The organism is Thermodesulfobacteriota bacterium, assembly GCA_026415035.1.
In the GTDB taxonomy this organism is placed as follows: domain Bacteria; phylum Desulfobacterota; class BSN033; order BSN033; family UBA1163; genus RBG-16-49-23.
On the sequence record JAOAHX010000013.1, the window covers coordinates 24,307 to 49,318 of the forward strand.

Sequence of the window (25,012 nt, forward strand, 5' to 3'; positions counted from 1 at the left end):
GAACGTGAACGGCATCTTCAGGATCGAAAAACCGGTGAACGAACCCGTCTGTTCCTATGCCCCAGGAACGGTGGAGAGGGAGAAGTTGAAGGCCCAGCTGGCCAAGATGTTGAAGGAGGAGGTCGAGATTCCCCTCCTCATCGGAGGAAAGGAGGTCCGCACGGGCGACCTCGGCGAATGCCGATGTCCCCACGACCATGGGCATCTCCTGGGCCGTTACCATAAAGCAGGCCCGAGGGAGGTGGAGAAAGCGATCGAGGAGGCCCGGAAGGCCTGGCAGGAGTGGTCGGAGATGGACTGGGTGGCGCGGGCCACGATCTTTCTGAGGGCGGCGGAATTGATCACCTCCAAATACCGCTTCATCCTCAATGCGGCGACGATGCTGGGCCAGTCGAAGACCGCGCACCAAGCCGAGATCGATTCTGCGTGTGAGGTCGCCGACCTCTATCGCTTCAATCCCTACTACATGAGCCAGATCTACCACTGGCAACCCGAATCGACGGCCGAGGCCTGGAATCGTCTCGACTATCGGCCTCTCGAAGGGTTCGTCTTTGCTGTCTCGCCTTTCAACTTCACGGCCATCGCGGGCAATCTTCCGACCGCCCCGGCCATGATGGGCAATACCGTGGTCTGGAAGCCCGCTTCCACGGCCGTCTATTCAGCTTACTTCCTGACACGCTTGTGGAAGGAGGCAGGCCTTCCTGACGGCGTGATCAACTTCATCCCCGGTTCGGCAAGCACCATCGGAAATCTCGTGCTCACCCATCCCGATCTGGCAGGGCTTCACTTCACCGGCAGCACCTCCACCTTCCTCGAGATGTGGAGGACGATCGGTACCCACATCGAGCGATATAAGACCTATCCGAGGATCGTGGGGGAGACCGGAGGGAAGGACTTCGTCTTCGTCCACCGCTCTGCCGACGTGGAGGTGGCGACCACGGCCCTCATCCGCGGGGCCTTCGAATACCAAGGCCAGAAGTGTTCGGCCGCAAGTCGGGCCTACATCCCGTCCAACCTGTGGCCCTCGCTCAAGGAGCGGCTGATCGACGAGATCAAGACGATCCGGATGGGCGACGTGACCGATTTTTCAAACTTCATGGGAGCGGTCATCGACCAGGCCTCCTTTGAGAAGATCTCGAGCTACATCGACTACGCGAGGCATTCGGGAGAGACCGAGGTCCTCTGCGGGGGCGGCTGCGACAGGTCGAAGGGATACTTCATCGAGCCGACCCTCATCCTCACCCAGAACCCCCATCACCGGCTGATGGTCGAGGAGATCTTTGGCCCTGTCTTGACCCTCTTCGTCTACCCGGAGGAGGCCTTCGAGGAGACCCTCGAGCTCTGTAACCGAACGTCTCCTTATGGCCTCACGGGCAGCATCCTGGCAAGCGACCGGAAGGCGATCGAAAAGGGGTTGAAGGCCCTCCGCCATGCCGCGGGCAATTTCTATATCAACGACAAGCCGACCGGCGCGGTGGTGGCCCAACAGCCCTTCGGAGGGGGGAGGCAGTCCGGGACGAACGACAAGGCGGGCTCGATCTTCAACCTCATCCGTTGGACCAGCCCGAGGGCGATCAAAGAGAACCTTCTCCCTCCGACCGATTATCGCTATCCCTTCCTGGCCGAACCTTGATGAGGAAAGGCCGGCTCCGAAGGAGGGAATCGTACGACGAGAGGAGAATGCGATGAAGGCACTGCTTGAGAAGCTCGGCATCCGTGAGGTCAACCGGGGCGCCTGTTCAGGAGCCGACCTCTGGTTCGACGATCCGGAAGGCAAGGAGTTGACCTCCTACAACCCGACCACCGGGGAGCCCATTGCCAAGGTGATCCAGGCGACGGAGAAGAGTTACGATCAGGTGGTCTCCCATGCGGTCAAGGCCTTCAAGACCTGGCGTATGGTCCCCGCGCCGAAGCGGGGGCTCCTCGCCCGGGACTTTGCCCAGCTCTTGAGGGAGTTCAAAGAACCCCTAGGCGAGCTGGTGACCCTCGAGATGGGAAAGATCAAGGTGGAAGGGATGGGGGAGGTCCAGGAGATGATCGACATCTGCGACTTCGCCGTAGGTCTCTCGAGGCAACTCTATGGGCTGACCATGCATTCGGAAAGGCCCGGCCACCGGATGTACGAGCAGTGGCATCCTCTCGGAGCCATCGGCGTGATCACGGCCTTCAACTTCCCTGTGGCGGTCTGGTCCTGGAACGCGGCCATCGCGGGCGTGTGCGGAGATACGGTCGTCTGGAAACCCTCCTCCGAAACGCCCCTCTGTGCCGTAGCCGTCCAGCACCTCGCCAACCGGATCATGGCCGATCACGGCCTATCGGGCATTTTCAACCTCGTCATCGGTCCGGGGTCGGTCATCGGTAGGAGGATGATCGACGATCCGAGGCTTCCCCTCCTCTCCTTCACAGGCTCGACCAAGATGGGTCGCCAGGTGGCCGAAGGGGTGGCCAGGAGGCTCGGACGGACGATCCTCGAATTGGGCGGAAACAACGCCATTATCGTGGCCGAGGATGCCGATCTGGAGATGGCCGTCCGATCCATCCTCTTCGGCGCGGTGGGGACAGCGGGTCAGCGATGCACCTCGACCCGCAGGATCATCGTCCATCGCTCGGTCAGTCAGGAGTTGACCGAGAGGCTCTGCAAAGCCTATAGCCAGGTCCGGATCGGAGATCCTCTAAAGGAAGGGGTCCTGATGGGCCCCCTGGTGACGAAGGAGGCCGTCGAGGAGATGATGGCCGCCCTGGAGAAGGCGAGGCAGCAGGGCGGGGTCATCCTCTACGGGGGGAGGCGGCTTTCGGACCTTGGGGAGCGATTCGTCGAACCGACGATCGTGAAGATGCCGGCTCAGACCGAGATCGTCCACCATGAGACCTTTGCCCCAATCCTCTACCTTATCGAATACGAGGACTTCGAGGAGGCGATCCGGATCCACAATGAAGTGCCCCAGGGGCTTTCGAGCGCCATCTTCACCCGGAGCCTGAGGACGGCCGAGCGGTTCCTCTCCCATGAGGGGTCGGACTGCGGGATCGCCAATGTCAATATCGGGACCTCGGGTGCGGAGATCGGAGGGGCCTTCGGAGGCGAAAAGGAGACCGGCGGCGGCAGGGAGTCGGGATCCGACGCCTGGAAGGGCTACATGCGGCGCCAGACCAACACGATCAACTGGTCCACGGAACTTCCCCTCGCCCAGGGCATCAAGTTCGGGGACTGATCCCTTCCATCGGATGCCCGCCCCAAAGCCGGAATAGCTTCTGTCAGGATCTTTCGCACCTCATCAATCCCGGAATACCCACAGTGGGAGTTTCTCTTTTTTGTCTTCGAACCGGCCTTCAACGATCTTCCCAGACCTCTTCGTTTGGTGTAAAATAGGCCCGAATGAGATGGGGAGGATCCTATGGGAGAATATCCGAGTCGGGAGGACCTCGTAAAGATCGCCGAGATGGCTGACGAGGGGATCGTTGTCTTTGACGAGGATTATACGATCGAGTTTGCCAATACCGTGGCCTCGCAATTGACCGGCTACCCGAAAGAGAGGTTGCTCGGGATGGATTTTCGTCGCCTCCTCACCGAGAGGGATCGAGACCATCTCCACCGGATGCAGTCCGATGCGGGAGGGGACGAAACCAGGCGGGTTTGTACCGAGATGGAGATCCTCACCGCAAAAGGCCTAAGGAGGGATATGGAGGTTTGCATCGCCCTCTCGAGGGAGGAGGAGAAAGGGACGAAAACCTATGCCTACCTGAGAGATATTACGGATGCCAAGAGGATGGCCAGGGAGGTTCGTGAGGCGACCAAGCGGTTCGAGAAGATCGCAGAGATGGGTGAGGATGGCATCCTCGTCTTCGATGAGGAGTCCAAGATCGAATTTGCGAACCAGAAGGCGGCCGAGATCTTAGGGATGCCGAAGGAGGAGATCCTCGGCAGGGAATTCTTTTCCCTCATCGGGAAGAGGGATGAGGAGTTTCTCGAGGAGATGGTGATGCGGGGGGAGGGGATGGGTCAGAAGGTCTGTATCGAGATGACGTTGATCACCCCCCAGGGCCACTCCAAAGAGGCGGAGGTTTGCATCGCACCGGTCCAATCGGAGGACGGGCCGATCAAGACCTACGCCTATATCCGGGATATCACGGAGAGGAAGAGGTATGAAAAGGAGATCCTGGAGTCTGAGGAGAAGTATCGAAACCTCTTCGAACGGGTCCAGCACGGCCTCTTCATCAGCACGAAAGAGGGGAGGTTTCTCGACTGCAATCAGGCCCTGGTGGAGATGGCGGGCTACTCGACCAAGGAGGAGTTCCTGAAGATCGACATCCCCCGGGATCTCTATGTCAACAAAGAGGACCGAGAGAAATTTCAGAGGTTGATCGAAGCGAAGGGCTTCGTGAAAGATCTGGAGGTGGAATTCAAGAAGAAGAACGGCGAGAAGATCACCATCCTCCTCACGGCCCATGCCAAAAGGGACGAGAAGGGCGAGATCGTCGGCTACGAGGGTCTCAACATCGACATCTCCGAGAGGAAACGGATGGAGCGGGAGCTGAGGGAGGCCAACCAGTTCTTGAGGAACCTGATCGAAAGCTCTGTGGACGGGATCATCGCCGCCGACATGAAGGGCAACATCATCATCTTCAACAAAGGGGCAGAGGCCCTGACGGGTTACACGGCCGAGGAGGTGATCGGAAAGATCCACATCACCCAGATCTATCCCGAAGGGGTAGCCAAGGAGGTGATGAGGAAGCTCCGGAGCCCTGACTACGGTGGGGTGGGAAAGTTCGCGCCCACGCAGCTCGAGGTGGTCAACAAACAGGGCGAAAAGATTCCCATCCAGCTCTCCGCCGCCCTCATCTATGACGAGGCGGGCAGAGAGATCGCAAGCGTCGGGATCTTCACGGACCTGAGGCCGAGGCTGAAGATGGAGAAGGAGATCCAGGAGATCCAGCAGGCCCTGCTCCAATCCGAAAAGCTGGCCGCCATGGGAAGGCTCACCTCGCAGATCGCCCATGAATTGAACAACCCCATCTACGGGATCATGAACACCCTGGAGCTCTTGAAGACCGAGATCCCTCCTGAGAGCAAGAGGCGGAGAATCTTAGAGCTCTCCCTCTCCGAAACCCATCGGCTGGCGGAGATGCTCCGAAACATGCTGAGCTTCTCGAAGCCCGAAGAGGAGGAGCGGAGGCCCGTCAACCTGAACGAACTGTTGGAGGGGATCCTCCTCATCGTGGACAAGCAGATGCAGGAGGCCAATATCAAGGTCAAGACGTACTTTGACGAACGGATCCCCACGGTGATGGCCTCCACGAACCAGCTGAGGCAGGTGATCCTCAACATGGTGAAGAATGCGAAGGAGGCCATGCCCAAAGGGGGCAGCCTCACCATCGCCACCGGGAGGGAGAGGGATCGGGTCTTGATCCACATCCGGGACACGGGCGTGGGCATCCCGGAGGAACACAGGAATAAGATCTTCGAGGCCTTCTTCACGACCAAACAAAAGGTCAAAGGGGTGGGCTTAGGCCTTTCGGTCTGTTACGGGATCATCAAAAGTCACGGAGGGGAGATCAAGGTCGAAAGCGAAGAGGGCAAAGGCACCCACTTCACCATCAGCCTTCCTGCCTGAGTAATGATTTGGGGGAAACGAATATCTTGCTCTAAGCGGCCTGTTTCTTTCGATTTCTGATAGGCTGCTTCCCCGATGATCTCGACCTCTTTAATCAGCGTTAAGGTAAGCTTACGGTCATGATCAAAGGCTTCGCGTTGTTTCTCAAGGGTAAAGTCCATGATCTCACGGGCGGCATCCAGCATGTGCTGTAGTCGGATTCGATCATCCTTCCACATATTGCACCTCTGCTTTTTCCTGGATCTCCTTTCGGAAATAACGGCTGAGGTCCTCGGGAGTGCGGAGGTCCACCTTACGGCCTCCAAACAAAGCAGAGAGTTCCCGTTCCATTCGAGCGATCTTTAAGAGACTTGGAACGTGATCGGGCTCAAATTCAACCAATAAATCGATGTCACTGTCCGGGGAAAAGTCTTCCCGAAGGGCCGATCCAAACAGGGCCAGGCGTCGGATATGGTAGCGCCGGCAAAACTCTGATAGTTCTTGCTGAGGAATGTTTAAATTTTTTTTCATCCTTATCCCCCACTCCTTTTGAATGGGTCTTTTCTTCACTTAAACTCCACGAACTGGTCTTTGGGGGCGGAGCAAACCGGACAGGTCTCAGGACAGTGGCCATCTGCCACGAAGCCGCACACCTGACAGACATAATAAGTGGTTTCCCGCTCCCCGATCAGGTGATTGATGGCCATTTTGTAGAGTTTGGCATGGCCCTCCTCGACGTCTCTCGCCTGGGAGAAGATCGTGGCAGAGGCGGTATCCCCTGCGTTCTCGGCAAGGGCGATGAAATTTTCGTAGGCCACCCCTGCGATCCCTGTCTCGGACTGGAAACTCTCTTTAAGATTTGACTCAGTATCCTTTATCTCCCTTAACATCCGGAGGGCCCGCTCGCCATGGATCTCCTCGCTGAAGGCGATGACCCGAAAGAGTTTGGCCATCTGGGGAAGCCCCTCCTGGTCCGCCTTTTTGGCAAAGACCTTCAATCGGAGGGCCGCTTTTGCCTCCGCCTCATAGACGGTTTGAAAGGCCTCTCGGATCTTCTCCTCCATCCTCCCCTCCCGATTTGGGAATGATCTTTTACCCCTCTCAATAGAAAATCAGGGATGGCTCCAGTATATCACAAAAATATCTGACGTTGAAACCTTGCACAGTAAGGTGCGATGAAAACGGGATTGTGAATCTTTTCTTCTTGAATTTTTCCAATTTTTCCTCATAATAAAGTCACCCTCCCATTCGGAAGGGTTCGTTGCAGGCTGGCCTCGAACCTTCTCCGACTGAGCAAATGGCTTAATTAACTTAATTAAAATGACAAGGGGGATAGACGGAGCGTAAGAAGTCAACCTCGTGAGAAGGAGGAAAACCGATGAAATTCGAGAGGTTTGAGGGGTGCTGGACGGCGATGGTGACGCCCTTCGATCGAAAGGGGGAGGTCGATTACGAGGGGCTTGAGAAGAACGTGAGGTTTCTCATCGAGAACGGCTCGAATCTCGTCCCGACCGGAACGACCGGAGAGTCTCCGACACTGGACTGGAAGGAGCACGACCGGGTCATCACCAAAACGGTGAAGTTAGCCAAAGGGAAGGCCTTTGTCATCGCAGGGACCGGTTCCAACTCCACCAGAGAGGCCTTCCGCGGGACGAAACACGCGGTGGAAGTGGGGGCGCAGGGCGCCCTCTTGGTCGACTGCTATTACAATGGCCCTTCTTCGCTCGAGCTCCGGACCCAGTATTACGAGGTGATCGCCAAGGCCTTCCGGAAAACGTATATCGTCCCCTACGTCATTCCGGGAAGGACGGGGACGAAGCTGGAAGTGGAGGACTTAGCCATTCTTCACCGAAAATTTAAGAACGTCCGGGCCGTGAAAGAAGCCACGGGTGATCTCGACCGGATGGCCAAGACGAGGAGGCTCTGTGGCGAGGACTTCGACATCCTCTCCGGAGACGACGACAAGACCTTCGAGATGATGACCCGGGAGGACATCCGGGCCACCGGCGTCATCTCCGTCATGTCCAACATCGTCCCAGGCCCCATCAACGTGATGGTCATGTCGATCCTGAAAGGGGACATGGAGAGGGCCAACTATCTGAAAGGGGTCTTAGATCCCCTCTTTAAAGTCGTGACCGTCAATACGGTCGAATCTTACGAAGGGTTTGAAGTGCCTTGCAGGTTCCGAAATCCGGTGGCGATCAAGACGATGATGAGGGGGCTCGGAATGCCCTCCGGCCCCTGCCGCCAACCCCTCGGAAAGATGACCCCCAAAGGGGTGGAGATCGTGCGAAACGCCCTGAAGGCCGTCTATGAGAAAGACCGATCGATCCTCCAGCCCATCGAGGAATTCTACAAGGTGAAGATCGAAGACCGGCTGGCCAACGACCGCCATTGGAAATAGCAAGAATATGAAAGAGATTTTGGGGCCTGCGCCTGAGGGAGCAGGCCCTTTTTGTCACCAGGTGGGAAGGCTCGGAAGGACGAGGAGAAAGGCAAGCGAGGTGATCACGAAGTAGACGAAGAAGACCATGAGCAACCAGCCCATGATGTCCCGGAAGTTGAGTTTGGCCACGGCCAGCATGGCGATGGCCCAGAAGGGCTGGATCATGTCGGTCATCATGTCGGCCCAGGCAAAGGTGACGACCGTCGCCCCCATCCCGACCCCTAACTGTTTGGCCGCTGGGATGATGTAGGGGGCCACGACCGCCCATTCCCCTCCTCCCGATGGGATGAGATAGTTGAGCAACCCGCCATACCAGTAGACGATCAGTGGAAAGGTCTGAGCCGAGGAGATGGCCACGAAGGCCTTGGTGAAGACGTCGGAAAGTAGGGTATATTTAAAGAGGCCGAGGATCCCCGCATAGAAAGGAAACTGGATGACGATCCCCCAGACCGCCCTTCCCGCATCCTCGGTCGCCTTGAGGAAGGACCAGGGTCGCCAGTGGAAGAGGATGCCGAGCATGAGCATCGAAAAGTTGACCACATCGAGCGTCAGCCCCCGCATGAAGCCCTTCTCTGAGAAATGCCAAATCAGCCAGACGAGTCCTCCGGCAAAGACGACGAGGTTGAACCCTGGCCACCAGTTCATCCACTCCGAGGGAGAGTCGAATCTTGCGGGCTTCGGAGGAGCCTCGTAGAGTTTCAGCTGGTTCATCAGGTCCGATTTCACGACGAAGGTCTTCTCGGGCTTCGGATGCATCAGGGCCATCAGGAGGGTGACCACGACGACGATCACCAGGGTCAGGATGAGGTTGAAGGGATGAAAGATCGTGCTGGAGACTGGGATGGTTGCCTCGAGAAACTTCCCTTTGATGAGAAAGTTGTCCGGCGTAGCCACCAGCAGCGGCGCAGACCCCGAAAGGCCCGAGTGCCAGGTGCATCCGAGGCCGAGGTAGGCGGCCGCCACCAGGAGGCGGTAGTCCACCTTCGGATTTCGCCTAACGATGAAGAGGGCGAGCATGGCGCTTCCGATCAGGCTGAGGCCCCAGTTGAACCAGGCCATGAGCATGGAGAAGAGGGACATCACGATAATGGCCTGGTAAGGTTTTTCTGGATTGGCCCAGCCCGAGATCCCCTCCATCAATTTTCGGACCGGTGGGGAACAGGCCAGGATGTAGCCCGTCATCATGATGAGGCACATCTGCATGCCGAAGGCGAGGAGCTCCCAGAACCCCTTGCCCCAGGCCTGAACCGACTGGTAGGCGCGGCTGCTAAGGCCGACCTCCGGTTTAAATCCCCAGATGAGGGCAAAGAGATAGGCCACGAGGCTCAAGACGATGACGATGACCAGGGCATCGGGGATCCAACGCTCCGTCCAGCGTGTGAGCGCATCGCCCCAGTCCTTCAAAAACTCGAAGGTCCTTCTACTTTCTTCCTTTCTCTGTGCGTTCATAATCATCCCCTCCTCGCTTTCGTTTGATGTGTGGGTAATGGTGGCGATATGCCGGTGGGTTCTGACGGCCGCCTAAACCTGTTTCACCTCCTTTCGACAGGGATGACCGAGCGCTGAAACACCGATGCGATGGTGGATTGAGTACTTAAACCGGATCCCTTCCACTCATATAAAAAACCCCCTGTTTTGTCAAGGGAAAAGTCAGGGGATAGAAGGCTTCCAACTCCTTTTCAACATTGACTTTTTCTCTATTTGTGTTAACATCGAATCAGCTTGGCGGAATTCTGAAAGGCCAAAGGCGATTCAGAATTCTCTCTGGGATGAGCCCTCAGGGGCAGCCATTCTATCCAAAGAGGAGTTTCTTTGATCCGTTCCTTTCTGGCCATCGAACTTCCAGAGGCCCTTCGAGAGAGGATCGAAGAAGTTCAGAAGGAATTAAGGTCCACCCCGGCCGATGTGCGATGGGTTAGGCCTGAGCAGATCCATCTCACCCTGAAATTTTTTGGCAACATCGAGGCCTCTCGGATCGAATCGATCCTTCAGGCGATCGAAGAACCCCTGAAGACCACCCCTCCCGCTTCGATCGAGGTCCAGGGCATGGGCGCCTTCCCGAACCTGAATCATCCAAGGGTGGTCTGGGTGGGGATAAAGGAGGAGGGGAAGATCCTCATCTCGTTGCAGAAACGACTGGAAGAGCGGTTGCGAAAGGTCGGGTTCAAACCTGAAGACCGAGACTTCCATCCCCATCTCACCCTGGGGAGGGTGAGGTCGAACCGGGGGAGGGAGGAGCTGATCAGAGGGATGGAGCGACATCGGGATGAGATCTTCGGGGCTTTCCGAATGGAAAAGGCTGTCCTTTTCAAGAGCGATCTCACCCCTCAAGGACCCATTTATACGGCCTTGAAGGAAATGAGGATCGGGAGCTGAGAAGGGGAACATCGAAACCCCCGAAGAGAGGCGGGCAACGCCGGCCGCATGGCCGACCGGAGAGGGGCTATGGGGATCAAGGAAGTGGCGAGGAAGGGATACCGGTCCCGGGGCCCATAGAAGGGAGGGGAGGATGAGAGAGGATCCGAGCAGAAGGAAGGCGGTCGAATTGGCGGTTTCCCAGATCGAAAAACAGTTCGGAAAAGGCGCCATCATGAAGTTAGGCGCCGAGACCCTGCCCGGCGAGATCCCCACCATCTCCACAGGTTCCCTCTCCCTCGACATCGCCCTCGGAGTGGGAGGGCTGCCCAGGGGTCGGATCATCGAGATCTTCGGCCCCGAGGCCTCCGGAAAGACGACCCTGGCCCTCCACGTGGTCGCCGAAGCCCAGAAACGAGGCGGGATCGCCGTCTTCATCGATGCCGAACACGCCCTCGATATCCAGTATGCCAAGAAATTAGGGGTGAAGATTGACGAGCTCCTCCTCTCCCAACCCGATACCGGAGAGCAGGCCCTCGAGATCGCGGAACATCTGGTCCGAAGCGGGGGGGTCGATGTGATCGTCATCGACTCGGTGGCCGCCCTGGTTCCCAAGGCAGAGATCGAAGGCGAGATGGGCGATGCCCACATGGGGCTGCAGGCGAGGCTGATGTCCCAGGCCCTGAGGAAATTGACGGCCACGATCAGCAAATCGAATACGATCGTCATCTTCGTCAATCAGATCCGGATGAAGATCGGGGTCATGTTTGGAAACCCCGAGACGACCACGGGTGGCAACGCCCTCAAGTTCTATGCCTCGGTCCGCCTCGATGTGCGGCGGATCGCCTCCATCAAGCAGGGACAGGACGTGATCGGCAGCCGGACGAAGGTCCGGGTGGTGAAGAATAAAGTGGCCCCGCCCTTCCGGGAGGTGGAGTTCGATATCATCCATGGAGAGGGGATTTCGAGGGAAGGCGACGTCCTCGATTTGGCCGTCGAGAAGAATATCGTGGAGAAGAGCGGCACCTGGTATACCTTCGGCGGACAGCGGATCGGTCAGGGAAGGGAGAACGCCAAACAGTTCTTGAAGGAGAATCCGAAGATCCTCGAACAGGTGGAGAAGGAGATCCTCGAGAAGGTGACTTTGGCGAGGACTCCGATGGCGAGGTGAGAAGGAGGTTCCGATGGATATCAACCAGATCTTAGTCGAAGCCCTGGAACGGGAAGCATCCGATGTCCATATCAAAGAGGGAGCGCCCCCGATCTTCAGGATCAACGGCGTCCTCCGGCCCTTCACCAAGGTGAAGCCCTTCGATCACAACGACCTTTCGAGGATGGCCTTTGGTTTGATGAACGACTGGCAAAAGGAGCGTTTCATCAAAAATCGGGAAGTGGACATGGGCTACGAGGTCTATGGGCTGGGTCGATTCCGGGTCAATGTCTATCAGCAGAGGGGAAAATTGTCGATCGCCCTCCGGATCGTTCCCTATCAGATCAAGACCCTCGAAGAGCTCCACCTCCCGCCCGTCATCGCCGATATCGCCCTGGAACAGAGAGGCCTCATCCTGGTCACGGGCACGACCGGAAGCGGGAAATCGACGACCCTGGCCTCGATGATCGACATCATCAACCGGAACCGGAACTGCCACATCATCACCATCGAGGACCCCATCGAATTCATCCACGAAGACAAGAAATCGATCGTCGACCAGAGGGAGGTCGGTTCGGATACGAGCACCTTCTCCAGCGCCCTCCGGGTCGCCCTCCGTCAGGATCCGGATGTGATCCTCGTCGGGGAGATGCGGGACTTCGAAACGATCGAGACGGCCTTGACCGCTGCCGAGACCGGACACCTCGTCATGTCCACCCTTCATACCCTGAACGCGACCGAGACGATCACCCGGATCATCTCCGTCTTTCCTCCCTACCATCAGAAACAGGTGAGGCTCCAGCTGGCCGCTGTGCTCAAAGGGGTCATCTCCCAAAGGCTGGTGCCCAGGGCCGACGGGATGGGACGGGTGCCCGCCGTCGAAATCCTGGTCTCCACGGCTAGGGTGAGGGAGTGCATCATCGAAAGGGACAAGACGAACGAACTGAACGATGCCATCGCCAAAGGTCAGACCACCTACGGGATGCAGACCTTCGACCAGTCCCTGATGTATCTGTTGAAGCAGAACCTCATCACCTATGAGGAGGCCCTCAAACACTGCACCAACCCCGACGACTTCGCCCTGAGGGTGAAGGGCATCCTCGCCACCAGCGACACCTCCTGGGACGATTTCGAGGCCTTGGAGAGGGAGAAGGAGGCGGAGAGAAAAGCCAAAGCCGCCCAACCCCCTGTCGAACCCAATGTAGAACCGCGGATGGGGGCCAAAATGGGACCGAAGATGGGAGGGATGGGGTTAAAGCGATGACCTCGGATCAGATTCGAAAGGCCTTTCTCGCCTATTTCGAACAAAAGGGACACCGGGTCCTCCCGAGCTCCTCCCTCGTTCCGAAGAACGATCCCTCCTTGCTGTTCACCAACGCCGGGATGGTTCAATTCAAAGGGGTCTTCTTGGGCGAGGAGACCCGCGACTACCTTCGGGCGGCCACCTCTCAGAAGTGTGTCCGCGCCGGGGGCAAGCATAACGACCTCGAAAACGTGGGGAAGACCGCCCGCCACCACACCTTCTTCGAGATGCTCGGGAATTTCTCCTTCGGTGATTATTTTAAAGAGGGCGCCATCGAAATGGCCTGGGACCTCCTCATCCATCAATGGGGGCTGCCCGCGGAGAAGATGTGGATCACCATCTACCTCGATGACGACGAGGCCTTCGAATTGTGGCGGAAGATCGGGATCCCCGCGGACCGAATCGTACGGCTCGGAGAGAAGGATAACTTCTGGGCCATGGGAGAGACCGGCCCCTGCGGCCCCTGTTCGGAGATCGTGATCGACCAGGGAGAGGCCATGGGCTGTGGTCGCCCGGGCTGCGCGGTGGGTTGCGACTGCGACCGTTTCCTCGAGCTCTGGAATCTCGTCTTCATGCAGTTCAACCGAGACGGACAGGGCCGGCTGACGCCTCTGGCCAAACCGTGCATCGATACGGGCATGGGCCTGGAACGGATCTCGGCCATCCTCCAGGGGGTGAGGAGCAACTTCGAGACCGACCTTTTCGTCCCGATCATCCGGGAGATCGAGTCGATCGCCCAACGCTCTTACGGAGGCGAACCCAAGGCCGACATCTCCATCCGGGTGATCGCGGATCACAGCCGGGCCGCCACCTTCCTGATCAACGACGGCGTCTTGCCCTCCAATGAAGGCAGGGGCTATGTCCTCCGCCGGATCATGAGGCGGGCGATGAGGCATGGAAAGATGCTCGGGATCGACCGTCCCTTCCTCTTTCAGACCTCCCTCAAGGTGATCGATCGGATGAAAGAGGCTTATCCCGAATTGAGGGAGACGGAGACCATCATCTCCGAGGTCATCCGCAACGAAGAGGAGCGCTTTTCAGAGACCCTCGAGGCCGGTCTGAAAATCTTGAGAGAGGAACTGGAGCGGATGAAAGAGGAGGACCTCCACCTCCTTCCGGGGGAGGTGGCCTTCCGACTCTATGATACCTTCGGTTTCCCTCTCGATCTGACCCATGAGATCCTTCAGGAGGAGGGGTTGGGCCTGGACGAAGAGGGGTTCAGGCGGCAGATGGAGGAGCAGCGGAGAAGGAGCAAAACGACCTGGCAGGGGATCGGAGAGGGGAAAACCAAGGAGATCTACCGTCGCCTCGTCCAGGAGGGTCTAAAAACCCTCTTCACCGGATATGAGGAGACCCAGTCCACCTCGAGGATTCTCCACCTGGTGCGAGGAGAGGAGGCGGTCCGGGAAGCCCGGGAGGGAGAGGAGATCGAGATCATCGCCGAGAGGACGCCCTTTTACGGAGAGACCGGAGGACAGGTGGGAGACCGGGGCGTCATCTTTCAGGAGTCCTTCTCGCTCGAGGTCGTCGATACGGTCAGGCCCCTGGAAGACCTGATCGTCCATCGAGGTCGGGTCAAGAGGGGGGTCGTCAGACCCGCAGAAGAGGCTATCTTCAAAATCGACGTGGATCGCCGGAGGGCCATCGCCCTCAATCACACCGCTACCCACCTGCTTCAGGCGGTGTTGCGCGAGGTCCTCGGAGGCCACGTCCACCAGGCCGGCTCCCTCGTGGCGCCCGACCGATTGAGGTTCGACTTTACCCATTTCGCCCCCATCGGTCCAAGGGATCTGGAGCGGATTGAGAGGATGGTCAACGAGAAGATCCGGCAAAATATCGAGGTGGTGACGAAGATCATGGACCTCGAGGAAGCGCTTCAGATCGGCGCCATGGCCCTCTTCGGGGAGAAATACGGGGAGAAGGTGAGGGTGGTCAGGGTCTCCGATTTCAGCATCGAGCTCTGCGGAGGAACCCACACCTCCCGGACCGGGGATATCGGGATCTTCAAAATCGTCCACGAAAGCGGCGTGGCCGCAGGCGTCCGAAGGATCGAGGCCCTGACGGGCGAGGGCGCCTATCAATATCTTCTCGAGAAAGAACGCCAATTGGAGGAGATCGCCGAGGTCCTCAAATCCCCCCTGGGCGAGGTGGGATCGAAACTGGAGAGGCTGATTCAGAGACAGCGAGAGCTGGAGAGGGAGCTGGAGTCCCTTCAGGCGAAGTGGGCCAACCAGGAGATCTCGAACCTGATCGCCCTCGCCCGAGAGGTCAAGGGGATCAAGGTGCTTTCCGTCCGCCTCGACGGGAAAGACCCGAAACGTCTGAGGGAGTATGTGGATCAGCTGAAAGGGAAGATCGGCTCCGGCCTCATCCTCCTCGGAAGCGCCAACGAGGGCAAGGCCTCCCTCTTGATGGGCATCACCGATGACCTCACCTCTCGGTTCAAGGCCAACGATTTGATCAAGAAGGTCGCCCACCATGTGGGAGGGACGGGCGGAGGACGCCCCGATTTCGCTCAGGCCGGGGGCAGCGAACCTCAAAAACTGGATCAAGCCCTGCGATCGATCGACGATCTCCTCTGATCCTCAAACCCGATCAGGCTAAGATTTCCTCTTTCCGGTGACGAAGGAGAGGGGATTTTTTATGCCGAGGGGGAAGGCGGAAGAGAGGGAGCCATCAAATCGGTGAAGAGATGGAGATGACCACGATCCGAACGCGTTTTGCCCCCAGCCCCACAGGGGACCTCCACATCGGGGGGGCCCGAACGGCCCTCTTCAACTGGCTCTTCGCACGCCACCATCGAGGGAGCTTCATCCTTCGGATCGAGGACACCGACATAGCACGCTCAACCCAGTCCTCGGTCCAGGTCATCCTCGATGCCCTGACCTGGCTGGGCCTCGATTGGGACGAGGGCCCTTACTTTCAGACCGAGAGGATTTCCCTGTACCGGCAGATGGCCGAGCAGTTGGTGGCGAAGGGAGGGGCCTACCGGTGCTACTGCCTCCCCGAGGAGTTAGAGGCGAAACGGGAGGCGGCGCTGAAGACGGGGCTTAAGCCTAAATATGACCGGACCTGTCTCCACCGAAAGGGCCCCGGTCCGGATCGTCCTTTTGCCATTCGGTTCCTCTCCCCGGACGAGGGCAAGACCGTGGTGGAGGACCTCATCCAGGGCCGGGTCGAGTTCGACAACAGCGAACTGGACGACCTCATCATCCTCCGGAGTGACGGCTCCCCCACCTACAACTTCTCGGTGGTCGTAGACGATGCCACGATGGGGATCACCCACGTGATCCGTGGGACCGACCATCTCAACAATACGCCCAGGCAGATCCAGATCTACAAGGCCTTGGGATACCCCCTCCCCAAATTCGGTCACGTCCCGATGATCCTCGGTCCGGACAAGAAGAAACTCTCAAAACGACATGGGGCCCAGTCGGTTCTGGAGTACCGGAAGATGGGCTATCTCCCCCAGGCGGTGGTGAACTACCTTGTCCGTTTGGGGTGGTCCCATGGCGACCAGGAGGAATTCACCCTAAAGGAGTTGATCGAGAAGTTCTCCCTGGAAGCGGTCGGCCGGTCGGCCGCGGCCATCAATCCGGGGAAGCTCGACTGGCTCAACTCTCAATATCTCAAGAGGATAGACCCCGACGACCTGGTTGAAAAGGCCCTTCCCTTTATCGAAGAGAGGGGATACCGGATCCCCGATCGAGATTATCTCAAAAAGGCCCTCCTCTCGCTCCGGGAGAGATCGAAAACCCTCAGGGAGATGGCCGAACAATCGGAATTTTACCTTTGCGATGCGGTCCGTTATGACGAAGCCGCCTCCCAAAAATTCTTGACCAGAGATTCCTTGACCCTCTTTCAAGAGGCCATCGACGCCCTTTCTCGGGAGACGCGGCTTACCAAAGAGAGCGCCCACTTCCTGATCCAAGGCCTCTCCGAAAAGCGAGCCGAACCCCTGGTCAAGATCGCCCAGCCCCTTCGGGTGGCCCTGACCGGAAAGACCGCCAGCCCTCCCCTCGACGAGGTGATGGAGATCTTAGGGAAGGAGAAGGTGATTCACCGGCTCCGAAGGGCAAGGGAGTGGATCGAAGGATGATCCGATGAAGCTGAAGTCGCTGGAGATCATTGGATTTAAATCATTTGTGGACCGCCTTCACCTCACCTTTCCGGAGGGGATCACCACGATCGTCGGTCCAAACGGGTGCGGGAAGTCGAACATCGTCGATGCGATCCTCTGGGCCATAGGCGAGCGAAGCGCCAAACACTTGAGAGGAAAGTTGATGGAGGATGTCATCTTCAACGGGGCCGACGGCCGAAAACCCATGGGCATGGCCGAGGTGACCCTGACCTTCTCCAATGAGGACGGCTCCGCGCCGCCGGAATACCAGGAGTTCAGCGAGATCACCATCACCCGCAGGCTCTACCGTTCTGGGGAGAGTGAATTCTTGATCAACCGGACGCCCTGCCGCCTCAGGGACATCATCGACCTCTTCCTCGACACCGGCATCGGGGTGAATGGCTACTCGATCGTGGAGCAGGGCCGGGTCGAATATCTCATCCATGCCAATCCCCAGGAGCGCCGCTTCCTGATCGAGGAGGCCGGCGGGATCGCCAAGTATAAAGAGCGAAAACGGCTGGCCCTTTTGAAGATGGAGGCGACCCAGCAGAACCTTCTCCGGATCCAGGACATCGTCTCCGAAGTGAAACGCCAGATCGCCACGCTGGAGCGCCAGGTGAAGCGGGCCGAGGAGTACAAGGCGATGCGCAAGGAGATCCGGGAGATCGAGCTCCGTCTCGCCCTCCAGGATTTCACCGAACTCTCCGAAAAGGCAGAGGCCTCCAGGGGGTATCTGAAAGCCCTGAGGGAGAGGGAGGCCATCGTGGGGGGTCAGTTGGCCGAGAGGGAAGCCGGGATCGAGGAGATGAAACTGAGGCATCTCGAAGAAGAGGAAAGGCTTCGAAGGCTCCAGCAAGAACTCTACGAACTGACCCAGACGATCCAGAAGCTTGAAAGTGAGGTCGCCCTCTTCCGGAGGGAAAAGGAGGCCCTCCAGAGGCAGGAAGTCATCCTGGGAGAGGAGATCCGAAAGGGGCTTCAAGCCTGGAGGGAGACTCGCCGGGAACGGAGAAGGGCGGAGCAAGCCCGGCAGGAGATGGAAAAGGAGTGCCTGGAGATTGGCGAGGTCGTAACAGAGTGGGAGGCCCTCTACAACGACTTCCGCTCCACCTATCAGGAGGTCTCCGATCAGCTGGAGGCCGAAAAAGGGCAACTGATCGACCGGCTCACCCGAATCACCTCCCTCCGAAACCGCAGCGCCCATCTCGAGGAGCGAAAGAAGGAGCTGGGACGACGGATGCAATCCCACCAGAAAGAGAGGGAGGAGGTGAGGGCAGGGTTGTCCGGCCTTGAAGCAGGCCTCTCGGCCGCAGAGAGGGAGCGGGAGGTCCTTCTCGGCCTTCGGGCCGTGCTTCAGGAAGAGAAAGAGAAGTGGACCGAAGAGCTGGAGCTTTTAAGGCAGCGCCATCAGGTCAAGCAGTCGGAGCGATTTGAGTTGGAAGGCCGATTGAGGCAGGACCGGTCCCGTTACCTCTCTTTAAAAGAGCTTCAGGAGAATTACGAGGGGTTCGAAAAGGGCGTCAGGGCCCTTCTCCTCGCCAAGAGGGAAGAGCCGGCCCGTTGGCAGGGAATCCTCGGGGTTCTGGCCGATCTCTTCGAGCCCGATCCTCCTTATGAAATTCCTCTCGAAGCCGTCCTGAGAGAACGCCTGCAATATTTGATGGTCGAGGGAGAAACAGAGGCCCTCGAGGCGATCGCCTTTCTCAAACAGAAAGGCCTGGGTCGAGGGAGTTTCATCCTCACGGGAGGGACTCCCAAGGCCCCCGAGAGAGGCCAGGATAGGACGGGGAAAGGAGATGGGCCGATCCCGTTGAGACAAGTCGTCAAGGTGAAGGAGGGGTTTTCCGATCTCTCAGAGTTCCTGATCGGCGATGTGGGAGTGGTCGACCGTCTGGAGGAAGCCCTCGATTGGATGAAGAAGGGCAGCGACTTCGAGATCCTCGTCACCCGGGAAGGGGAGGTGGTCGAACAGTGGGGGGTGATCTCGGGAGGAAGCCGGGACCAAGGGCTCGGCCTGCTCGAGAGGAAGAGGGAGCTTCGGGAGTTGGAGGGACGGATCTCGAAAGCGGAGGAGGAATGCCAAGCCCTCCTCACGGAGGAGGCGAGACTCCTCCAGGAGATTCAGGAACGAGAGCGTCGTCTGGAAGAGAGGAAGAAGGAGCTTCAAGAGAAGGAGATCGAACTCCTCCATCAGGAGAGGGACCTGGAGGGCCTTCGAAAAGAGATCTCTCGGTTTCATCAAAGGGCAGAGCTCCTCCGGTTCGAAGAAGAGCAGCTCCAGGCCGAGGCGAAAGAGATCGAAGAAGAGATGACCACGGTCCTCGATCACCTTAAGCGGGAGGAGGCGGAAAGGAGGGTGAAAGAGGAAGAACTCCAGGGATTGAAGAAGACGGTGGACGAGGTGAACGAAGGGACCGAGGAACTGGGGAGAAGGATCACGGAGAAGAAGGTGGCCTTGGCCTCCCTGGAGGAGAAACGGAGGGGGATGGAGGCTCGGATCCTCAACCTGAAGGAACAGATCCGCACCCATCGGGACCAGCTCATCGATCGAGTCCGAAAGATCAAGACCTCGCGCCAAGACATGGCCCATCTCTCCGAGACCATTGAGAAGAAAGAGGGAGAGCTGAGGGGGCTGATCGAAAGCCATCGGGTCAAGGAGGAGGGGCTTTTTCGGCTCCGAGAGACTGTGGAGGCCCTCACGGCCCAATGGAAGGAGGCCGAGGGCTCCACGCGATACCTCCGTCAGGAATTGGAGGAGGTGAGACAGAAGGCTCACGAGGAAGAGATCCGGGTTTCAGAGATTCAGATGAGGCTACAGCATCTCCAGGATTCGATGCGGGAACGCTACGGAGCAACCCTCTCGGCCTCCCCCTTGGGCATGGAACCCGGAGGGTTTTCAAGGGAGGAGATGACCAAGCGGCTGGAGACCTTGAAGGCAGGCCTGGAGGGGTTTGGAGAGGTGAATCTGCTCGCCCTTGAAGAGTATCAGGAGTTGAAACAGCGCCACGACTTTCTCACCGAACAGCAGAACGACCTCCAGCAGGCCCTCGATACGTTGAAACGGGCCATCGCCCGGATCAACCGGACGACGACGAAACGGTTTCTCGAAACCTTCCACCTCGTCAACGAAAAGTTCAAAGAGGTCTTCGTCCGTCTCTTCAAGGGCGGCCAAGCCAGCCTCATCCTGCTGGACGAGCAGGACCCCTCCACCTCGGGGGTGGACATCATCGCCCAGCCCCCCGGCAAAAAGCTCCAGAACATCGACCTCCTCTCCGGAGGCGAGAAGGCCCTGGTCGCCACGGCCCTGCTCTTCGGCCTCTTCATGATCAAACCCACCCCCTTCTGTCTCCTCGACGAGATCGATGCGCCCTTGGACGATACGAATATCAATCGTTTCATCGAGCTGGTCAAGGAGTTTTCCAAGACCTCCCAGTTTATCCTCATCACCCACAACAAGAAGACGATGGAGGTGGCCAACACCCTTTACGGCATCACGATGGAGACCCCTGGGGTTTCCAAAGTGGTCTCTGTTCGGTTCAATTGAATCCTTCCCGTTTCGATTTCCGAAACACCTTGACATTTTACCTTTTTTTGGATAAGCTCTACCCGGGTTGAGCAAGATGCTGCATATCCCTTGGAAACTTCTACCGGTTTATAACTACTGGCCTTTAGGGTGAAAAGGGGGGGCCGTTATCTGAGGGATCAGATAACGGCCTTTTTTTCACTCGTGATCACCCCAAAAGGTATAAATTTCTTCGGGGATTTGAGAAAAAGCCGTGATGTGAATTTTTTTACTTGCTTTTTATTTTTAGATGTGTAAAATGGGTTCGCCCTATAGAACATCGCCGGCCATTCAGAAGAGAAAAAAATTCGAGGAAAGGAGGTGATTCGGGGTTTCAAGCCCATCCGTTCGATCCATAAGTATTGAAGAAGGGTTCGATCTTGGATCGAGATGTCAGACGCCTTTTAACTCATTCAAAGGGAGGGGAATGTCATGAAGAAGTCGTTGATCTTTGCCGTCATCTTCGGAATCATCCTTGTCGGTCTTCCGTGGACGGGAGGGGCTCAACCCATCCGGGTCGGAGCGGTCATCAACCTGACCGGGCCTGCCTCCACTTGGGGACAATTCCACGCCAAGGGCCATACGGACTATACGAAGTACGTGAATGAAGTGAAGGGAGGGGTGGCCGGAAGAAAGATCGATCTGACGATTGTCGATCATGCTTACAAACCTCCGGAAGGCGTCAAACTGGTGAAGAAGTTCTGCGAGGAGAAAGTGGACATGATCGCCACCTGGGATGCCGGGACGGGCATCATGATCAAGCCCATCGTTCAGGAACACAAGATTCCCACCCTCAATTACTCCACCTTCCAGGGGCTTCTCAAACCCCCGATCGATTATATTTACCTACCTTTCGGAAGCTACGTCTTGGACTCCTATGCGGTTTTGGAATATATCAAAGCCATCCATAAGGGGAAAGATGCCCCCAAGGTTGGACTGCTGACCTACAACAATGCCTACGGCAAGGCGATCCATGACCCGAGCAAAGAGTATGCGGCCAAACACGGCATCAACATCGTGGGCATCGAGGAGTTTCCCCCGCCCACCGTCGACATCACCACGGAGGTCATGCGCCTGAAGGAGAAGGGGGCGGAATATCTCTTCGTCCAGATTCTCCCGGAGGCCATCATCCGGGCCCTGAAATCGATGGATCGGATCGGGTTTAACGTGCCGGTCTTCGGGACCTGGACCGCCACCGATCCCGACTTCTTCAAGCTTGGAAAAGGGGTGATTCGAGACCGCTTGGCCATGCAATTCTGCGGGGTGCTTCCCGGGGATAAGGTTTGGGGAATGAAGTTGATGGACGATCTCAAGACCCGGTACAAGACCGTGGACAAATTTGACACCTCTTACTGGGAAGGGGTGGTCATCGCCATGATCATGGAGAGGGCCATGCACCGGGCCTCGGGCCTCTACGGAAAGATCAATGCCGAGACGATCAACAACGCCTTGGAGACCTTCCGAAATGAGGATTTCGGAGGCCTCGTCCCCCCGATCACCTATACGAAGGAGAATCATGAGGGGTCCTTTATCGGAAGGATCGTCCAGATCCATGAGGATGCGACCTATACGCCGATGACCAACTTCTTCGTCCCGGGCAAGGGAGAGATCAAGGTCCTGAAGACGCTCAAAACGAAATAGGTTTCAAAAAAAGCCCAAACCGAGGGAAAGGACATCTCGATGAAAGCATTTCGGGGGACACCATCCATCTATGCCTTCGCTCAGCCCGGAGAACGCCGGGCTGAGCTGGAGGTCAAGAACATCACCTTGAACTTCGGGGGCGTCATGGCCCTCCACAATGTCAGTCTGACCGTCCATACTGGGGAGTTCGTCAGCGTCATCGGCCCCAATGGAGCAGGGAAGACCAGCTTGATGAACTCCATCACGGGCTACTATCACCCCCAAAGCGGAGAGATCCTCTTCAACGGGGAGAAGATCATGGGCCACCATCCCCACGAGATCACGCGCAAGGGGATCGGGAGGACCTATCAGAACATCGAGCTCTTTCCGGGGATGACCGTCCTCTCCAACTTGCTTCTGGCCCGGCATCTTTACTGCCGTTATGGGTTTGGCAAGGCGGCCCTCTTTTCCCGCTCGGTCCGGCAAGAGGAGGTCCGCCATCGCCAGGTCCTGGAGGAACTGATCGACTTCTTGGAGATGCAGCCCATCCGGAAGAAGTTGGTCGGTTCCCTTCCCTATGGACTCCGAAAGAGGGTGGAATTGGGCCGGGCCCTTGCCTTGGAACCCAAGCTGCTCGTTTTGGACGAACCCTTCGCCGGCATGACCCTCGAAGAGAAGGAGGACATGGTTCGATTCCTCCTGGAGCTCAACTCCGCATGGGGACAGACGATGATCCTTGTGGAACACGACATGTCCGTCGTCATGAGCGTCTCCCAGCGGATCATGGTCTTAAATTTTGGCGAAAAGATCGCCGAGGGGACGCCCGAAGAGATCCAGAACCACCCCGAGGTGATCAAGGCCTATTTAGGGGACACCACAAAGTTTTGACCTCCCCCGTTACGGAGTTTTTCCCTATGGAACTTCACAAAAACAGACGGTTTGACGAAGCGACGGTTCTCTCCCTGGCCCAGTTGACCCTGCCCCAGATCTTGGCCAAGCAGGCCGAACGCCTGGGTTCCCGTCAGATCGCCATCCGGGAGAAGATGTTTGGCATCTGGCTGGCCTATACCTGGGAGGATTACCTCCGTTTCACGAAACAGGTGGCTTTGGGGCTCCATGCGCTGGGGCTCAAAAGGGGCGAGAATATCGGGCTCATCGTGAACAACCATCCGGAGTGGCTCTTCAGCGAGATGGGGGCCCAGGCCCTGGGAGCGATCACCGTCAACATGTTCACCTCGGCGATCGCCAAAGAGCTGACCGTGATGCTCAATCGAATTCAGGCGGCTTTCGCGATTGTCCAGGACCAGGAACAGGTCGATAAGCTCCTCGAGATGAGACAGGAACTCCCCCATCTCCGGAAGGTGATCTATATCGATCCGACCGGCATGAGAACCTATGCCAGCAACCCCTGGCTGATGAGTTTCAAGGACCTCCTGAAACTGGGGGAAGAGGTCGACCGGAAGGAGCCCTACCTGTTTCAAGAGGAGCTCTCCAAGGGCAAGCCCGACGAGGTCGCCTTGATGATCATGACCTCCGGGACCACTGGCATCCCAAAGCTTGCGATGATCTCCCATCGAAGCTTCACCGAGATTGCAAGGAAATGGATCGAGACGGCTCCCATTGGCGTCGGGGACAACTGGATCTCGATCACCCCGACGGCCTGGATCGTGGACCAGATGTGGGGCATGGGGGTTTCACCCCTCACCGGCATGACCATGAACTTCCCAGAGACCCTGGAGACCCAGGCGGAGGACTTTCGCGAGATCGGCCCGGTGATCATCATCACCTCTTCTCGGTTCTGGGAGGACCTGGCCTCGAAGATCCGGGTGAAGATGGCCGATGCGGGTTGGGTGAAACGGAAACTCTTCGATTTGGGCGAGAAGATCGGTGGGGCCGTGGTGGACAAGGAGTCGAAGAAAGAGGCCGTGCCCTTGTCTCTGAGGCTTCTCCATCAACTCTTCGCCAGGATCGTCTACCGCCCCCTCTTGGATCGGGTCGGCTGTGCCCAGATCCGCGCCGCGGTCACCGGCGGACACCCGATCAGCCCCGACGTGATCCGCTTCTTCAGGGCAAAGGGGCTCAACTTGAAACATGCCTATGGGCTCACCGAAGGGGGAGGGGTCTTCCAGGTGCAACCCGACCATGAAGTGAAACCGGAGTCCGTTGGCAAGCCCCTCCCGAGGACCGAGATCAAGATCGCCGAGGATCAGGAAGTGCTGGTGAAAACCCCCTCCTGCTTCGTCGGCTATTATCAAGACCCGGAAGCCACGAAGAAGGCCCTCCGCGACGGATGGCTCCACACGGGCGATGCGGGTTACATCGACGACGATGGTCACCTGCTCATCATCGGCCGCAAAGAGGAGATCATGCGGACCAAGGCGGGCGAGGCCATCTCCTCGGATTTTATCGAAACGAGATTGAAATTCAGCCCTTACATCAAAGAGGCCGTGGTCTGGGGCGAGGGACGGGATTACATCACCGGGTTCATCAACATCGACTTCGGAAACGTGGGCAGCTGGGCCGAGGACCGGATGATCCCCTATACGACTTACACCGACCTTTCTCAGCGGCCGGAGGTGGAGGAGCTGATCCTCGGTGAAGTTCGACATGTGAACACGCAGTTGCCGAGGCCGATGCGCTTGAGGAAGATCATCCTCCTCTATAAGCTTCTCGATGCGGACGACGAGGAGCTGACCCGGACTGGAAAGGTGAGGAGGAAGTTTGTCTATGAACAGTATCTCAATCTGATCGAAGCTATGTATAGCGACCTGAAAGAGCTGGAGGTGACCGGAAAGGTCCGCTATCGGGATGGACACGTGGGAACGATCACCACCAAGGTGAGGATCTTGACGGTGGAGTAAACAAGGG

17 protein-coding genes are annotated in these 25,012 nt (G+C 57.8%); 13 read left to right on the top strand and 4 right to left on the bottom strand.

Features of this window, described 5'->3' with window-relative positions; all coding sequences use genetic code 11:
* The first annotated feature begins 4 nt into the window (after positions 1–4).
* From pruA to N3G78_08960, 3 genes are all read left to right on the top strand, one after another.
* Complete coding sequence (gene pruA / locus N3G78_08950; GenBank protein ID MCX8118044.1) at positions 5–1,633, top strand: L-glutamate gamma-semialdehyde dehydrogenase; 1,629 nt, start codon at positions 5–7, stop codon at positions 1,631–1,633.
* 52 nt (positions 1,634–1,685) lie between these two features.
* The gene (locus N3G78_08955; protein MCX8118045.1) at positions 1,686–3,209 is read left to right on the top strand and encodes an aldehyde dehydrogenase family protein; all 1,524 of its coding nucleotides are present in this window, start codon (positions 1,686–1,688) and stop codon (positions 3,207–3,209) included.
* Positions 3,210–3,392: 183 nt separating this feature from the next.
* Positions 3,393–5,609, top strand: coding sequence for a PAS domain S-box protein (locus N3G78_08960; protein MCX8118046.1), 2,217 nt, complete (start codon positions 3,393–3,395; stop codon positions 5,607–5,609).
* Here the strand turns inward: N3G78_08960 and N3G78_08965 are convergent.
* Genes N3G78_08965 through N3G78_08975 form a run of 3 tightly spaced genes read right to left on the bottom strand, consistent with a single transcriptional unit; the run spans position 5,537 to position 6,652 of the window.
* The gene (locus N3G78_08965) at positions 5,537–5,794 is read right to left on the bottom strand and encodes a DUF86 domain-containing protein (GenBank protein ID MCX8118047.1); all 258 of its coding nucleotides are present in this window, start codon (positions 5,792–5,794) and stop codon (positions 5,537–5,539) included. The genes N3G78_08960 and N3G78_08965 overlap by 73 nt on opposite strands.
* A gap of 19 nt (positions 5,795–5,813) precedes the next feature.
* The gene (locus N3G78_08970; protein MCX8118048.1) at positions 5,814–6,119 is read right to left on the bottom strand and encodes a nucleotidyltransferase family protein; all 306 of its coding nucleotides are present in this window, start codon (positions 6,117–6,119) and stop codon (positions 5,814–5,816) included.
* Positions 6,120–6,154: 35 nt separating this feature from the next.
* Positions 6,155–6,652, bottom strand: a complete 498-nt coding sequence (locus tag N3G78_08975) for a rubrerythrin family protein (protein MCX8118049.1) — start codon at positions 6,650–6,652, stop codon at positions 6,155–6,157.
* Positions 6,653–6,966: 314 nt separating this feature from the next.
* Between N3G78_08975 and dapA the strand changes: the two genes are divergently transcribed.
* Complete coding sequence (gene dapA / locus N3G78_08980) at positions 6,967–7,992, top strand: 4-hydroxy-tetrahydrodipicolinate synthase (protein MCX8118050.1); 1,026 nt, start codon at positions 6,967–6,969, stop codon at positions 7,990–7,992.
* A 54-nt stretch (positions 7,993–8,046) separates the two neighbouring features.
* Here dapA and N3G78_08985 read toward each other — a convergent pair whose 3' ends face one another.
* Entirely contained in the window at positions 8,047–9,483 is a 1,437-nt protein-coding gene (locus N3G78_08985) for a TIGR00366 family protein (protein ID MCX8118051.1), read from the bottom strand.
* 363 nt (positions 9,484–9,846) lie between these two features.
* On the opposite strand from N3G78_08985, the gene thpR reads away from it, so the two are divergent.
* The 9 genes from thpR to N3G78_09030 all read left to right on the top strand — a co-directional run bounded on the left by thpR (position 9,847) and on the right by N3G78_09030 (position 25,005).
* Entirely contained in the window at positions 9,847–10,410 is a 564-nt protein-coding gene (gene thpR, locus N3G78_08990) for an RNA 2',3'-cyclic phosphodiesterase (GenBank protein MCX8118052.1), read from the top strand.
* Between the two features lie 133 nt (positions 10,411–10,543).
* Positions 10,544–11,560, top strand: a complete 1,017-nt coding sequence (gene recA, locus N3G78_08995) for a recombinase RecA (GenBank protein MCX8118053.1) — start codon at positions 10,544–10,546, stop codon at positions 11,558–11,560.
* 13 nt (positions 11,561–11,573) lie between these two features.
* On the top strand, positions 11,574–12,803 hold the full coding sequence (locus tag N3G78_09000) for a type IV pilus twitching motility protein PilT (protein MCX8118054.1): 1,230 nt from the start codon (positions 11,574–11,576) through the stop codon (positions 12,801–12,803).
* Positions 12,800–15,424, top strand: a complete 2,625-nt coding sequence (alaS, locus tag N3G78_09005; protein ID MCX8118055.1) for an alanine--tRNA ligase — start codon at positions 12,800–12,802, stop codon at positions 15,422–15,424. The genes N3G78_09000 and alaS overlap by 4 nt, the downstream gene beginning before the upstream one ends.
* A gap of 116 nt (positions 15,425–15,540) precedes the next feature.
* A complete protein-coding gene (gene gltX, locus N3G78_09010; protein MCX8118056.1) occupies positions 15,541–16,941 on the top strand; it encodes a glutamate--tRNA ligase in 1,401 nt (466 codons plus the stop codon).
* Between the two features lie 4 nt (positions 16,942–16,945).
* Complete coding sequence (gene smc, locus N3G78_09015) at positions 16,946–20,506, top strand: chromosome segregation protein SMC (GenBank protein ID MCX8118057.1); 3,561 nt, start codon at positions 16,946–16,948, stop codon at positions 20,504–20,506.
* Between the two features lie 450 nt (positions 20,507–20,956).
* Complete coding sequence (locus tag N3G78_09020; protein ID MCX8118058.1) at positions 20,957–22,165, top strand: ABC transporter substrate-binding protein; 1,209 nt, start codon at positions 20,957–20,959, stop codon at positions 22,163–22,165.
* A gap of 39 nt (positions 22,166–22,204) precedes the next feature.
* Positions 22,205–23,032, top strand: a complete 828-nt coding sequence (locus N3G78_09025) for an ABC transporter ATP-binding protein (protein ID MCX8118059.1) — start codon at positions 22,205–22,207, stop codon at positions 23,030–23,032.
* 26 nt (positions 23,033–23,058) lie between these two features.
* On the top strand, positions 23,059–25,005 hold the full coding sequence (locus N3G78_09030; GenBank protein MCX8118060.1) for an AMP-binding protein: 1,947 nt from the start codon (positions 23,059–23,061) through the stop codon (positions 25,003–25,005).
* Positions 25,006–25,012: the final 7 nt, after the last annotated feature.

Coding starts and splice junctions, on each gene's coding strand:
- N3G78_08970 (MCX8118048.1), bottom strand. CDS start 6,119: ATGAAAAAAAATTTAAACATTCCTCAGCAAGAACTATCAGAGTTTTGC.
- N3G78_08955 (MCX8118045.1), top strand. CDS start 1,686: ATGAAGGCACTGCTTGAGAAGCTCGGCATCCGTGAGGTCAACCGGGGC.
- gltX (MCX8118056.1), top strand. CDS start 15,541: ATGACCACGATCCGAACGCGTTTTGCCCCCAGCCCCACAGGGGACCTC.
- N3G78_09030 (MCX8118060.1), top strand. CDS start 23,059: ATGGAACTTCACAAAAACAGACGGTTTGACGAAGCGACGGTTCTCTCC.
- N3G78_09000 (MCX8118054.1), top strand. CDS start 11,574: ATGGATATCAACCAGATCTTAGTCGAAGCCCTGGAACGGGAAGCATCC.
- N3G78_08960 (MCX8118046.1), top strand. CDS start 3,393: ATGGGAGAATATCCGAGTCGGGAGGACCTCGTAAAGATCGCCGAGATG.
- N3G78_08985 (MCX8118051.1), bottom strand. CDS start 9,483: ATGAACGCACAGAGAAAGGAAGAAAGTAGAAGGACCTTCGAGTTTTTG.
- smc (MCX8118057.1), top strand. CDS start 16,946: ATGAAGCTGAAGTCGCTGGAGATCATTGGATTTAAATCATTTGTGGAC.
- N3G78_08975 (MCX8118049.1), bottom strand. CDS start 6,652: ATGGAGGAGAAGATCCGAGAGGCCTTTCAAACCGTCTATGAGGCGGAG.
- N3G78_09020 (MCX8118058.1), top strand. CDS start 20,957: ATGAAGAAGTCGTTGATCTTTGCCGTCATCTTCGGAATCATCCTTGTC.
- N3G78_08965 (MCX8118047.1), bottom strand. CDS start 5,794: ATGCTGGATGCCGCCCGTGAGATCATGGACTTTACCCTTGAGAAACAA.
- recA (MCX8118053.1), top strand. CDS start 10,544: ATGAGAGAGGATCCGAGCAGAAGGAAGGCGGTCGAATTGGCGGTTTCC.
- alaS (MCX8118055.1), top strand. CDS start 12,800: ATGACCTCGGATCAGATTCGAAAGGCCTTTCTCGCCTATTTCGAACAA.
- N3G78_09025 (MCX8118059.1), top strand. CDS start 22,205: ATGAAAGCATTTCGGGGGACACCATCCATCTATGCCTTCGCTCAGCCC.
- dapA (MCX8118050.1), top strand. CDS start 6,967: ATGAAATTCGAGAGGTTTGAGGGGTGCTGGACGGCGATGGTGACGCCC.